The sequence below is a fragment of the Nonomuraea sp. NPDC048892 genome (genome assembly GCF_040649735.1).
Classification (GTDB): domain Bacteria; phylum Actinomycetota; class Actinomycetes; order Streptosporangiales; family Streptosporangiaceae; genus Nonomuraea; species Nonomuraea maheshkhaliensis.
Window position 1 is genome coordinate 39,258 of record NZ_JBEZFZ010000013.1, and the last position, 13,111, is coordinate 52,368.

Here is a 13,111-nt window from a genome sequence, read left to right on the forward strand (position 1 = left end):
GCCTGGGAGAAACCCACCGACGGTTCGCCGGTCTGGTCGGAGGCTCAGGAGAAGCCCCTGGGCAGGACCGTCACCGGGCAGGCCGACGCGCGCAGCACCTTCATGGCCAGCTCACCCAGGAACACCCGGTGCGGCTCCGCGTCCTCGCTCGCCGCGCACACCAGTAGCTCGCCCGGCAGCCACTCCAGGTCCGACAGGGTGGCCACCACGTCGTGCCCCTCGGCCACGGCCGCCTCCGCCTCGATTCCGGTGCTCTCCCAGGCCAGCCGGACCGCCAGGGCGAGATCGTCCCTGAGCCGGCCCTGGTCCTCCGTACGCAGGTCGAGGGTGATCAGCCGGAGCGGGACGCCCAGCCGCAGCGCCGCGTGCGCCACCTGCTCGACCGCCGCGTCACACTGCGGCCGATGCACGTACGCCAGCGTGAGCCGGGCGGGCTCGACCGGCGGCTGATAGCCGGACGGCGCCAGCATCACCGCCTCGGACGAGCGGTGCAGCAGGTGGTCCGCGGCCGAGCCGATGGTGATGCGGCCGTGCTGCCCGCCGCCCGCCGAGCCGACCACGATCAGGTCGGCCCTGATCCGGCTGGCCAGTACCGACAGCCCTCGACCCGTGCCCCGGCTCTCGTACGTCAGATATTCGGCCGTGGCCTGCCCCAGCTCCTCGGCCGCGTGCGCCAGATTGGCCTGCGCCTCCACCGCCAGTCCCGGGCTGCCCGGCGGGTAGATCGTGGCTATCGTCAGCTCGCCGCCGGTGACCCGGGTGATCGCGGATCCCAGCGCGAGGGCGTCTCTCCCACCAGGGTCGTTCGCATAGCCGACGATCACGTGCGCACCGATCACGATCCCCCTCTTACCCGACTTGAGCTGGGAATACGCGACCTCGGCGACAACGTTGTAAACGTACGGAGGCGCAAAGAACGTGAAGATCACCCTTGACACCCGTTTCAACGGGTCCCTCGGCCCCGTCACCCTCGGTGAAGCGGTTCAGCAACTCAAGGCTCGCGACCTGGCCTGCACCGTGGCCGCCGACGTGCTGGAGCAGAAGGTCACCATCTTCTCCGACTGCGTGGAGCGCGGGTTCACGCCGCTCCGTAGTGAGATCATGGCCGCGTACTACATCGCCGAGCGCGACGCCACCGCCGAGGCGTTCGACCGAGGGCTGATCAGCCGGGGCGAGCTGGAGACGAAACAGGCCGCCCTCGTCCGCCAACTCCTGTCCTGACGCCGTTTCAACCACGGCTGAACAGGCCGCGCTCGTCTGCCAGCTCCTGTCGTGACGCCGTTTAACCACGGCTGGACGAAAGAGGCCGCGCTCGTCCGCCCAGCTCTTGTCCTGACGCCGTTTTAACCACGGTTGACGGCCGAAGTTCGTAAGGTCGTGTCCATCGCATATTCATGGATTGGACACGTGTGTACGAGGACATCGTCGACTTCGCCCGCTCCACGCCCGGGTGGCTGCACACCCTCGCCGAGGTCGGGACCGACGCCGGGTTATTCGTGTTCGCGGCGCTCTTCGTGGTCGTCGCGGTGCGGGCGTGGCGGGCGCCGGCCAGAGAACTGGCGCTCGCGGTCTCGGGGCCGGCCGGGATCGTGCTGGCGTACATCCTGAGCGAGGTGATCAAGACCTTCGTCCAGGAGGACAGGCCGTGCCGGGGCGGGATCGCGACGATCGCTGCCTGCCCGCCGCTCGACGACTGGTCCTTCCCGAGCAACCACTCCGTCATCGCGGCCGGCGCGGCCGCCACCCTGGTCCTGGCCTGGCGGTCTCTGGCCTGGGCGGTGTTCCCGCTGGCCGTGGTGATGGCGTTCTCGCGGGTGTTCGTCGGGGTGCACTATCCGCACGACGTGGCGGCCGGCTTCCTGCTGGGGGCCACGCTGGCGCCGCTGTTCGCGCTGCTGCTGGTCGGGGCCGTCACCCCGGCCGTACGGCTGCTGCGCGCCCGCCTCCCCGAACACCTCCGCCCCGCTGCCCCCGACCCGGCCCCGAACTGGCGCCAACGCCCCGCCATCCCGGACGCCCGCCACCCCGCCGACCCACACTTCGAGGACCCGCAGCCGCCGTTCGAACAGGGGCCGGACCCGCGACAGCACGTCGGGCCGGACCCACGACAGGACCCGTCGGTGGATCCCCGGTATGGCCCCGCCGCTGATCCGGGACGGCCGAGCTTCGGCCAGGGGAGGGCGCCGCAACACGGGGCCGCACAGCCGCCGCACCAGTACGCCGAAGGAGCACCCCAGAGCTATGCCGGGGGCGCGCCTCATCGCTACACCGACGGCCCGCCCCATGGTTCCGCCGGAGGGCGGTCGCGGCGCCATGCCGAGGGACCGTAACCCCATCAGCCGCTCCAACAGGGCCGGCGTGGACGCTCCGTCGCTACGGCGAGCAGCCGTCCCCCGCATGAGGCGGCATGCCGGCCCCAAGTTCGCTCGACGCTGCTGTCCCTGACTCTCCATCGCGGGCTCGTCTGGGCTGCATCGCGGGGTCGTCCGGGTTGCACCGTGGGGTCGTTCCGGCTCCATCACAGGGCGGCTCCCGCTGCATCGCAGCTCGGCCTGCCTGCACTGCCTAGGCCGCCTGCCTGCACTGCCTAGACCATCTGCCTGCACTGCATGAGCCACTTGGCTGCATTGCAGGGCCGGGGCGGCTACATCGCGGGCCGCCCTGCCTGCATCGAGGGATCGCCTCGGCTACATGGTGGGGTCGCCCCGCCTGCACCTATCCTGCCCCGGCCCTGCACTGCAGGCCGTCCTGCCTGAATCGCGGGGCCGTCTGCCTACACTGTGGGCTCGCCCTCGCCACACCGCGCGATCGTCCCGGCTGCACCGCGAAGCCATCCCGGCTACACCGCAGGGTCGTACCGGCTGCACCGCGAAGCATCCCGGCTGCACCGCAGGGTCGTACCGGCTACACCGCAGGGTCGTCCCGGCTACGTCGCGAGGCCGCCCCGGCTACACCGCTGTGCCGCCCTGGCTATTCGGGCTGGACCAGCGGTCGGTGATGGAGATCAGGCGGTCCAAGGTGCCGGGTTCCGAGTAGGCGTGGCCGGCGTCGTCGATCACGTGGAACTCGGCCTCAGGCCACGCCTTGTGCAGGTCCCAGGCCGTGGCCACAGGGGTGCAGACGTCGTAGCGGCCCTGGACGATCGCCGCCGGGATGTGCCGGATCCGGTCTACGTCCCTGATGAGCTGGTCGGGCTCGAACCAGCCGCCATGGGTGAAGTAGTGGTTCTCGATCCGGGCGAAGGCGACGGCCATCTTCTCCTCGCCGAACTCCTCGACCAGCCCGGGATCGGGCCGCATCGTGATCGTGCCGCCCTCCCACTGGGCCCACGCCTTAGCCGCCGCCAGCCGGGCCTCGTCGTCCGGACCCTCCAGTCGGCTCCTGAAGGCCGCGATCAGGTCGCCCCGCTCGTCCTCCGGGATCGGGGCGATGAACCGCTCCCACAGGTCGGGGAACATGTGGCTGGTCCCGTCCTGGTAGAACCAGCGCAGTTCCTGGGGCCGCAGCGTGAAGATCCCGCGCAGCACCAGCTCGGTCGTCCTGTCGGGATGCGTCTGCGCGTACGCCAGCGCCAGCGAGCTGCCCCACGAACCCCCGAACACCTGCCACCGCTCGATCCCGAGGTGCTCGCGCAGCTTCTCCATGTCGGCCACCAGGTGCCACGTGGTGTTGGCGCTCAGGTCGGTGACCGGGTCGGAGGCGTGCGGCAGGCTCCGGCCGCAGTTGCGCTGGTCGAACAGGACGATGCGGTAGAGCGCGGGGTTCCACTGGCGGCGGTGCTTGGCGTTGCACCCGCCCCCTGGTCCGCCGTGGAGCATGACGGCGGGCTTGCCATCAGGGTTGCCGCAGACCTCGTAGTAGATCTGGTTGCCGTCGCCGACGTCGAGCAGTCCGGAGTCGTACGGTTCGATGGCGGGGTACAGGGTTCTCATACGCCCTGATCCTGCCGCATAGTCCGGGTCGAACGCGGCCAGGGGCTCAGCTGTCCCGTCCTATCGTCGCGGGTTGAACGCGGGCAGGGCTCAGCCGTCCTGTCGTATCGTCCCGCGCCGAGCACGGGCAGGGGTTCAGTCGTGCCCTGTCGTATCGCCACCCGGATCGGGTGTCGGCACGGGCTCAGCCATCCCGCCGATTCGTCCCGGTTCGGGTGCGGGTCAGGGCTCAGTCGGACCAGTCGTATCGGGTCAGGAACGTACGGTTCCCGGTCGCGTAGTCGTGGAACGCCTGCCGTACCTCCTCCAGCTCCCCCACCTCGGTCCTGATGAGCTTCCCCTCCTTGTACTCCAGCTCGTACCCGGGAGAAACCTGGAGGAAGTGCTGCCCGAAGTTCACCACCGCCACGAACGGGTTCTGCGGTGACATCGTGCCGAGCACGTCGTGGATCAGCCCGAGGTCGGGATCGTTGACCATCATCCCGTCACCGGTGTGGAGCTGCATGCCCTCGTACACCCCCAGCGGCGCCACGTTGTGCACGAGGTCGCGCTGCGGGTCGTAGCAGACCAGGCCGTGCGCCCGCGCGGCCGTGAACACCTGCGCGGACATCTCGTCCATCGTGTCCAGATCCATCGTCACCAGGACGTGCCCGTCCGGATAAGTCGTGACCTGCCCCGGCAGCTCCTTGGCGACGTCGGGTGCGGCGCCGGTGGCGGGTTCCGTCCGCTTGACCGCCAGGTACGTCGCCCGTGCCTGGTCCCTGCTGATCGGTACGGGCTCGTCCCAGACCATCAACTCAACGCTCATCGACTCTCCTTGAGGAGGCTGGAATCCCCGTGCCTCATAGCGGGGAGGGTAGCCGGATCGCGGCCGTGGGATGGAACCCGGGCGCGCCGATCGGGTTCATCTTGGCCGACGCCCGCATCCGGGTCGCGCGTCACTGCCTGGGCTTTTCCGAATCCGGCACCAGCACGACCGTGCAGTTCGCGCAACGGCGGGCCTCGGCGGGAATGTCGGACAGGCATTCGGGGCACTGCTTGGTGGTGGCCGCCTTGTTCCGGTCGAACAGCGAGATCAGCCGGGCCATCGGAGCCACGACGAGCCAGTACACGACGCCCGCGATGATCAGGAAGCTGAGCAGGTGGTTGAGGAAGTCGCCGTAGAGGAAACGGCTGCCGTTGACGGTGAACGAGTAGTCGGCGAAGTCGGGCTGCCGGCCGCCGGTGATCGCCCCGATCAGTGGGGTGACCAGATCGGTGACCAGCGCCTGCACCAGACCGCTGAACGTGGCGCCGATGATCACGGCGACCGCGAGTTCGACGATGTTGCCTCGGAGTAAGAACTGCTTGAATCCGCCCATGACCCCGCATGTTGCCCGTTACGGCGACGGCAAACGGAAGCAGGCGCATGCTGGGTGCGTGAGCCGTCTTCTGCACCGCGCCGCCGAGGGCGGCTCACCCCCCGTTGACCTCGGGCGGAGTAAGGACGACGCAAGCGTGGGAAGGAACAGGGTGATCAGTCGGGCCCGGGGTTGCCGGGTTGAGCGGGGGAACAGACCATGGGGAAAGACCGCAAGGGAGCCTCGATGATCGAGATCTGGCCGGGTGACCCCTATCCGCTCGGGGCCACCTATGACGGCGCGGGCACGAACTTCTCGCTCTACACCGAGGTCGCGGACAAGGTGGAGCTGTGCCTGTTCGACGAGGCCAATGTCGAGTCGAGGGTGCCGCTGGCCGAAGTGGACGGGTTCATCTGGCACGGCTACCTGCCGGGGATCGGGCCGGGGCAGCGGTACGGCTATCGCATCCACGGTCCCTACGAGCCGGCGCGCGGCCTGCGCTGCAATCCGTCGAAGGTGCTGCTCGACCCGTACGCCATGGCCATCGAGGGCGGCGTCGACTGGAACGAGGCGGTGTACGGCTACCGCTTCGGCCAGCCCGACACCAGGAACGACCTCGACTCCGCCCCCTACGTGCCGCGCTCGATCGTGATCAACCCGTTCTTCGGCTGGGGCCACGACCGGCCGCCCGCGACGCCGTACCACGACACCGTGATCTACGAGGCGCACGTGCGCGGGCTGACGATCAGCCACCCGAAGATCCCGCGGCACCTGCGCGGCACGTACGCCGCGCTCGGCCACCCGGAGATCCTCGACCATCTGACCAAGCTGGGCGTGACGGCGCTGGAACTGATGCCGGTGCACCAGTTCGTCACCGACCACATCCTTGAGCAGCGCGGGCTGTCCAACTACTGGGGCTACAACTCGATCGGCTTCTTCGCCCCGCACAACCGCTATTCCAGCCAGGGGCAGCGGGGCGGTCAGGTGCTGGAGTTCAAAGCGATGGTGCGCTCGCTGCACGAAGCGGGCATCGAGGTCATTCTCGACGTCGTCTACAACCACACCGCCGAGGGCAACCACCTCGGGCCGACGCTGGGGTTCAGGGGGATCGACAACCTCAACTACTACCGGCTGGTCGAGAACGACAAGCGGTACTACGTGGACACCACGGGCACCGGCAACAGCCTGCTCATGCGCTCGCCCCACGTCCTGCAGATGATCATGGATTCGCTGCGTTACTGGGTCATCGAGATGCACGTGGACGGGTTCCGGTTCGACCTGGCCTCGACGCTGGCCAGGGAGCTGCACGAGGTCGACCGGCTGAGCGCGTTCTTCGACCTGGTGCAGCAGGACCCCGTGTTGTCGCAGGTCAAGCTGATCGCCGAGCCGTGGGACGTCGGGCCTGGCGGCTATCAGGTCGGCAACTTCCCCTCGCGGTGGACGGAGTGGAACGGCCGCTACCGCGACACCATCCGCGACCTGTGGCGGGGGCAGGCGGCCACGCTGCCCGAGTTCGGCTCGCGGTTCACCGGATCGAGCGACCTCTACAAGGACGACAGCCGCCGTCCCGCCGCCTCGATCAACTTCGTGACCTGCCACGACGGCTTCACCCTGCAAGATCTGGTCTCGTACAACAACAAGCACAACGAGGCCAACAAGGAGGGCAACCGCGACGGCACCGACGACAACCGGTCGTGGAACTGCGGCGAGGAGGGTGCCGCGGGCATCGCCATCGAGTCGCTGCGTGAACAGCAGAAACGCAACTTCCTCACCACGCTGTTCCTGTCGCAGGGCGTGCCGATGCTCTCGCACGGCGACGAACTCGGGCGCACGCAGCGCGGCAACAACAACGGCTACTGCCAGGACAACGACCTGACCTGGGTGGACTGGTCGGACGTCAGGGAGAACTGGCTGCTGCTGGAGTTCACCCAGAGCCTGGCCGAGCTGAGAAAGAAACATCCCGTCTTCCGGCGTAGGAGGTTTTTCTATGGCAAACCGGTGCGCGGGCTGAACGACATCGCGTGGCTCACCCCGTCCGGCGAAGAGATGACCGACAGCGACTGGAACGTGGGGTACGCCAAGTCGCTGGCCGTCTTCCTCAACGGCGACGCCATCACCGAACCCGACCGGCGCGGCCGGCCGATCCGCGACGACTCCTTCCTGCTGCTGTTCAACGCCCACTACGACACCATCAAGTTCACGATCCCCAAGGACTACGGCGAGATGTGGCACACCGAGATCGACACGGCCATGCCGATCAAGCTCGACGTGCGGATGATCAAGGCGGGCGAGGGCATCGCGGTGCCCGGCCGCAGCGTACGGGTGCTGCGCCGTGTCTAGACCCGTCTCCACCTACCGGCTGCAGCTCACCCCCGACTTCGGTTTCGCCCAGGTGGCCGAGATCGCCGGCTACCTGCGCGACCTGGGAGTGAGCCACGTCTACCTGTCTCCGATCCTCCAGGCCACGCCCGAGTCGCGGCACGGCTACGATGTCACCGACCACTCCCGGATCAGGGAGGAGTTCGGCGGGGCCACCGGGTTCAGGGAGATGGCCCAGCAACTCGCCGCCCACGATCTGGGCATCGTGGTGGACATCGTGCCCAACCACATGAACACGGTGAACGCCCAGTTCTGGTCGGTGCTCAAGGACGGTCCCGCCTCGCCGTACGCCAAGTGGTTCGACATCGACTGGCGCGACGGGAAGGTCGCGCTGCCCGTGCTCGGCGACGACACCGAGCCGGTCGTCGACGGCGACGTGCTGCGCTACCACGAGCACGCCTACCCCCACCCCGGCCACTATCGCCTGGTCGACTGGCGTGAAGGGCCCGGCTACCGGCGCTTCTTCGACGTGTCGTCGCTGATCGGGCTGCGGGTCGAGGACCCGTCGGTGTTCTTCGCCACCCACGAGGTGATCTTCTGGCTGCTCGACGAAGGGCTGGTGGACGGCCTGCGCGTCGATCACCCCGACGGGCTGGCCGATCCGCGCGGCTACCTCCAGCGGCTGCGCGAGCGTACGGGCGGCGCCTGGACGGTCGTCGAGAAGATCCTCATCGGCTCCGAACGCCTGCCCCGCGACTGGGCCTGCGACGGCACCTCCGGCTACGAGGTGCTCAACCGCGTCAACGGCCTCTTCGTGGACCCGGCGGGAAAAGAGCCACTGATCCGCCTTTCCTCCGACATGACGGGACAACCCGCCGAATACCGGCCGGTGATGGAGCAGTCGAAGGCGGACGTGCTCGACCTGTTCTTCGGCGCCGAGATCGACCGCCTGGCCAGGGCGACCTCCTGTGACCCCGTCGCCGTGCGCGAACTGCTCGCCGCCATGCCGGTCTACCGGGCGTACGTGGTGCCCGGCGAGCCGCCTCCCCCCGAGTCGGCCGAGATCGTCGAACTGGCCGCCGAGTCCTGCTCGCCCGCCGTCCGCCCGCTGGTCCGCGAGGTGCTGCACGGCTCGCCGGAGGCCGTCGTCCGCTTCCAGCAGTCGTGCGGTCCCGTCATGGCCAAGGGTGTGGAGGACACGGCGCTCTACCGGTGGTTCCCGCTGGCCTGCCTGAACGAGGTCGGCGGCGAGCCCGACGTCTTCGGCACCAGCGTGGCCGACTTCCACGCCTTCTGCCAGGAGATGCCTCCCTACTCGATGACCACCCTGTCCACCCACGACACCAAGCGGTCGGAGGACGTACGGGCTCGGCTGTCGGTGCTGTCGGAGATCCCCGGCGAGTGGGCGGCGCAGGTGGAGGAGTGGTCGGCGCAGGTCAGCTTCGACCCGCACCTTGACTATCTGGCCTGGCAGAACCTCATGGCCGCCTGGCCGATCTCCGCCGAACGCTTCACCGACTATCTGCTCAAAGCGGCCCGCGAGGCCAAGACCGCCATTTCCTGGGTGCATCCTGATCCTTCCTACGAACGCCGCCTGCGATCCTTCGCCGAGGCCGCCGTACGCCTGCCGATCGGCGGTTTCACCGAACGCATCGACCCGTACGCGATGTCCAACTCCCTCGGGGCCAAGCTGGTGCAGCTGATGATGCCGGGGGTGCCGGACGTGTACCAGGGCAACGAGACGACGGACTTCTCCCTGGTCGACCCGGACAACCGCCGGCCTGTGACGTATCCCCGCAAACCGGAGACGTCGTGGGATTCGGCCAAACTGCTGGTCACCACCCAGGCCCTGCGGCTGCGACGCAGACTCGGGGGCGCGGCGCCGTACCTGCCGCTGCAGGCGGAGGGCGAACGCGCCGACCACGTGATCGCCTTCGCCCGCACCGACCCCGTCGCCCCCTCAGACAGCCGCGCAGTCGCCTCCGCCGACGCTGGTGCTGCGGAGGGTGCCGAAGGTGGGCGTGGCGAGGACTCTGATCTCGGGGCCGGGCGCGGTGCGGACTCTGGTCTCGAGTCCAGGCATGGCGAGGGCTCTGGTCTCGAGTCCGGGCGTGGTGCGGACTCGGGTCTCGGGACCGGGCACGCTGCACACTCTGGTCTCGGAACCTCGGGGCCTCGAGATGATCGGGATGTTGGGGCCGACACGTGGCCGGAAACCAGCTCCGGCACCGCCATCCGTGCCGACGCCGTGGTGGGAACCGTGGCCGGCTGGGGCGCGGGACCTTCGACCGGTCCGGGGATGGGGATTCCGGCGGGTTGGGGTGAGGTGACCTCGGCGGGCTGGGGTGGGGAAGATCCGGCTGGTTCGAGTGCGGGGATGTCGGCTGGGTCAGGTGTGGGGACGCCGACCAGCGCGGGGGCGGAGGGTTCGGCGGATGTGGAAGTGGATGCGGAGGTTGGGGGTGGGGTGGAAGTCGGGGCTGGGGTGCGGGCGCGGGCGGTCGTTGTGGCTACCCGGCTGCCTGTACGGCTGGCCGCGACGGGATGGGGAGCCACAACGTTGACGCTGCCGCCGGGCACGTGGCGGGATCTGCTCACCGGCGGCCTCTACACCGGGCGGATTCCGCTCGGGCACCTGCTCGGTCAGTATCCGGTCTCACTGCTGGAGCGACATGATCTTTGAGGTCTGGGCACCGAAGGCGACTGTGGTCGAAGTGGACGTCCTGGGCGGGCGAAGGGCGATGTCCCCCGGGGAAGGTGGTTGGTGGAGGGCGGAGGTGGAGGGCGCGGGGCACGGCACTCGGTACGCCTTCGTGGTGGACGGCGACGGGCCGTACCCGGATCCGCGGTCGCGGCGCCAGCCGGACGGCATCTTCGCATCGAGCGCGGTGTACGACCACGCCCGCTTCACCTGGTCCGACCACGACTGGAAGGGCCGCGACCTGCGCGGGGCGGTGATCTACGAGCTGCATGTGGGCACCTTCACCTCTGAGGGGACGTTCGTCGCGGCCATCGAGAAGCTGCCGCATCTGGTGGAGCTCTGCGTGGACTTCGTGGAGGTCATGCCGGTCGCGCCGGTGCCGGGCGGGCGTAACTGGGGCTACGACGGCGTGGACCTGTACGCCGTGAACGAGACGTACGGCGGTCCCGACGGGCTCAAGTCGTTCGTGGACGCCTGCCACCGGGCCGGGATCGGGGTAATCCTGGACGTCGTCTACAACCACCTGGGGCCGTCGGGGAACTTCCTCCGGCCCTTCGGCCCGTACTTCGCCGGATATGACGGCAGCTACTGGGGTGAAGCAGTCAACCTGGATGGGCCGGACTCCGACGAGGTGCGGCGGTACTTCATCGGCAACGCGCAGCAGTGGCTGCGCGACTTCCACATCGACGGGCTGCGGCTCGACGCGGTCCACGCGCTGCACGACAGACGCGCCACGCACCTGCTGGCCGAGCTGGCGCAGGAGGTGGACGCGCTGGCCTGCTCGCTGGGCCGGCCGCTGTCGCTGATCGCCGAGTCCGACCTCAACGACCCCCGGATGGTGCGCTCGCTCGACGCCGGTGGGCTGGGCATGACGGCGCAGTGGAACGACGACGTGCACCACGCCCTGCACTGCGCGGTCAGCGGCGAGAGCCACGGCTACTACCAGGACTTCGCCCAGCTCTCGGCGCTGGCCAAGGTGCTTACGCAGGGGGTGCTGCACGACGGGACGTACTCCAGCTTCCGGGCTCGGGCGCACGGTGGCTCCTTCGACGGTGTGGCCGGTCACCGGCTGGTGGCCTGCCTGCAGAATCACGACCAGATCGGTAACCGGCCCGTCGGGGACCGGCTGCCCATTCCCGCGCTCAAGATCGGTGCCGGGTTGCTGCTGACCTCGCCCTTCACGCCGATGTTGTTCATGGGGGAGGAGTGGGGGGCGCGCACGCCGTTCCTGTTCTTCTCCGACCACGTCGAACCGGAGCTTCGGGAGAGCGAGGGGACGCGGAGGGAGCGCGAATTCGACGGGTTCGGGTACGTGTGGGAGGCGCCGAACCCCTCGGACGAGGAGAGCTTCCTGCGCTCCAAGCTGGACTGGACCGAGGTGAAGGAGGAAGAGCACTGGTCGCTGCTGTGCTGGTATCGCGACCTGATCGCGCTGCGCAAGGCCCTGCCTGAACTGTCGGACCCTCGGCTGGATCGGGTCCGGGCCGAGGTCGATCCGGAGGGTAGGTGGCTGCTGATGTGGAGGGGGGAGTTGGCGGTCGCGGTCAACTTCTCCCAGGAGTCGGCGACGTTGCCGCTGGTGCCGGGGAAGGTCCTCCTGACTTCGGACGAGCCGGTGTCGGTGGATGGGGAAGGGCTGCGGCTCCCCGCCCAGTCCTTGGTGATCAGCCGACCCGGTTCCTCCTGATCCATTCGGCTTTCGTGCGGGGCCGCCGGGGCGGGCATGCGTGGTGTGGTGTTCGGCATGCGTGGTCCAGGGCGGCCCGGTGCTCGGCCTGCGTGGGGCCGCCCTCGGTACGGGTGGGCGCGGGTTCGGGGTGGGGAGGTGGGTGTCATGCGGCCAGGGCTCTGGAGGGCTCGGGTGGGTGGCAGCCGATGGAGGTCAGCGTTGTGTGGTGGGTGGCTTGTCTGGCGCAGAGCCAGTCGTTCAGTGAGCCGGTGAAGCCTGAGGGTGGGCCGACCTTGAGGCAGCTGACGCGGCCCGAGCCCGGGGCGGGGCCGATCTTGAGGCGGCGGATGGTGCCGGTGCGACCGAGTTCGCCCACGTTCGCGTCGTACGGTGTCAGCCGCACCCCGAACGGGAGGCCGCCGTCCGGCTGGTCGGAAGGCTGGATGCGGAGGAAGTCGTCGATCGTGCGGTCTCTGGACTCCGGGTGGGCTGCGAGGTAGGACAGGTGATCGGTCAGCAGGCGACCGGCCACCGTACGCAGGAGGTTGGTCGCGCACAGGCTGTGGGCGCAGGCGGCGCCGTCGATGGTGATCTCCGGGAGGGCGAAGCGGCGCAGGCCCTGGGAAGTGACGCGGAGGCAGTCGCACGCTCCCAGGTCGGCAGGGTCCCACGGCGGGCACGTCGCGGCGTCGTGGACCTGGGCGTCCCAGGACAGCCAGTCGTCGTCGAGACTGAAGCCGGCCGGCTCGCCCGGGCATCTGCCGCACGTGAGGATCGTGGAGCTGGTCAGTGGGTCGATCAGCAGGCCGTCGCACTCGCGGGCCAGCCCCCTCGCCGCAGCGCGGGCCACCTGGACGGTGGTGGGGAGCTTGTGCGGCGGCGCGGTGGAGGAGATCACGACGTGATGTCGGGTGCGGCGCAGCCTGTGTCTCTCGTCGTCGGTGAGGGCGGTGCCGATCGGTCTCCATGGGGTCGGGTGGTGGGTCACGGTCAGTGTGCCGTTGGCCGTCGAGGTGATCGCGGCCCGTCTGAAGGTGCTGCCGATGCGCCATGGCACGAATGACTTCACGTCGAAGGGGACGTGCTCCATGGCGACGATGAAGAGGGAGGTCATGGAGTCGGGGAGAGGGATGGTGATCTTCATGAGCGA

10 protein-coding genes are annotated in these 13,111 nt (G+C 69.0%); 5 read left to right on the top strand and 5 right to left on the bottom strand.

Annotated elements, in window-relative coordinates:
- Positions 1-44: 44 nt before the first annotated feature.
- Positions 45-839 (bottom strand): universal stress protein, encoded by a 795-nt coding sequence (locus AB0C28_RS34270; RefSeq protein WP_357859391.1) that lies wholly within the window; start codon positions 837-839, stop codon positions 45-47.
- Positions 840-918: 79 nt separating this feature from the next.
- On the opposite strand from AB0C28_RS34270, the gene AB0C28_RS34275 reads away from it, so the two are divergent.
- Both AB0C28_RS34275 and AB0C28_RS34280 read left to right on the top strand, forming a co-directional pair.
- Positions 919-1,221 (top strand): hypothetical protein, encoded by a 303-nt coding sequence (locus AB0C28_RS34275; protein WP_357859388.1) that lies wholly within the window; start codon positions 919-921, stop codon positions 1,219-1,221.
- Positions 1,222-1,394: 173 nt separating this feature from the next.
- Positions 1,395-2,330: a phosphatase PAP2 family protein gene (locus AB0C28_RS34280; protein WP_358080028.1), complete on the top strand. Its 936-nt coding sequence runs from the start codon at positions 1,395-1,397 to the stop codon at positions 2,328-2,330.
- Between the two features lie 618 nt (positions 2,331-2,948).
- Here the strand turns inward: AB0C28_RS34280 and pip are convergent.
- From pip to mscL, 3 genes are all read right to left on the bottom strand, one after another.
- On the bottom strand, positions 2,949-3,932 hold the full coding sequence (gene pip / locus AB0C28_RS34285) for a prolyl aminopeptidase (protein ID WP_358080029.1): 984 nt from the start codon (positions 3,930-3,932) through the stop codon (positions 2,949-2,951).
- 229 nt (positions 3,933-4,161) lie between these two features.
- Positions 4,162-4,740, bottom strand: a complete 579-nt coding sequence (locus tag AB0C28_RS34290) for a hypothetical protein (protein ID WP_357859379.1) — start codon at positions 4,738-4,740, stop codon at positions 4,162-4,164.
- A gap of 130 nt (positions 4,741-4,870) precedes the next feature.
- A complete protein-coding gene (mscL, locus tag AB0C28_RS34295; RefSeq protein WP_357859377.1) occupies positions 4,871-5,293 on the bottom strand; it encodes a large conductance mechanosensitive channel protein MscL in 423 nt (140 codons plus the stop codon).
- Between the two features lie 225 nt (positions 5,294-5,518).
- On the opposite strand from mscL, the gene glgX reads away from it, so the two are divergent.
- The 3 genes from glgX to treZ are packed head-to-tail and all read left to right on the top strand — an operon-like array spanning position 5,519 to position 11,979.
- Positions 5,519-7,612: a glycogen debranching protein GlgX gene (gene glgX / locus AB0C28_RS34300; RefSeq protein WP_357859374.1), complete on the top strand. Its 2,094-nt coding sequence runs from the start codon at positions 5,519-5,521 to the stop codon at positions 7,610-7,612.
- Entirely contained in the window at positions 7,605-10,274 is a 2,670-nt protein-coding gene (gene treY, locus AB0C28_RS34305) for a malto-oligosyltrehalose synthase (RefSeq protein WP_358080030.1), read from the top strand. The genes glgX and treY overlap by 8 nt, the downstream gene beginning before the upstream one ends.
- Positions 10,264-11,979, top strand: coding sequence for a malto-oligosyltrehalose trehalohydrolase (treZ, locus tag AB0C28_RS34310; protein ID WP_357859367.1), 1,716 nt, complete (start codon positions 10,264-10,266; stop codon positions 11,977-11,979). The genes treY and treZ overlap by 11 nt, the downstream gene beginning before the upstream one ends.
- Positions 11,980-12,124: 145 nt before the next feature.
- Here treZ and AB0C28_RS34315 read toward each other — a convergent pair whose 3' ends face one another.
- Positions 12,125-13,105 carry a hypothetical protein gene (locus AB0C28_RS34315; RefSeq protein ID WP_357859364.1) on the bottom strand — a complete coding sequence of 327 codons (981 nt, stop codon included), beginning with the start codon at positions 13,103-13,105 and terminating at the stop codon, positions 12,125-12,127.
- Positions 13,106-13,111 lie beyond the last annotated feature (6 nt).

Coding starts and splice junctions, on each gene's coding strand:
- AB0C28_RS34280 (WP_358080028.1), top strand. CDS start 1,395: ATGGATTGGACACGTGTGTACGAGGACATCGTCGACTTCGCCCGCTCC.
- pip (WP_358080029.1), bottom strand. CDS start 3,932: ATGAGAACCCTGTACCCCGCCATCGAACCGTACGACTCCGGACTGCTC.
- AB0C28_RS34290 (WP_357859379.1), bottom strand. CDS start 4,740: ATGAGCGTTGAGTTGATGGTCTGGGACGAGCCCGTACCGATCAGCAGG.
- mscL (WP_357859377.1), bottom strand. CDS start 5,293: ATGGGCGGATTCAAGCAGTTCTTACTCCGAGGCAACATCGTCGAACTC.
- glgX (WP_357859374.1), top strand. CDS start 5,519: ATGATCGAGATCTGGCCGGGTGACCCCTATCCGCTCGGGGCCACCTAT.
- treZ (WP_357859367.1), top strand. CDS start 10,264: ATGATCTTTGAGGTCTGGGCACCGAAGGCGACTGTGGTCGAAGTGGAC.
- AB0C28_RS34315 (WP_357859364.1), bottom strand. CDS start 13,105: ATGAAGATCACCATCCCTCTCCCCGACTCCATGACCTCCCTCTTCATC.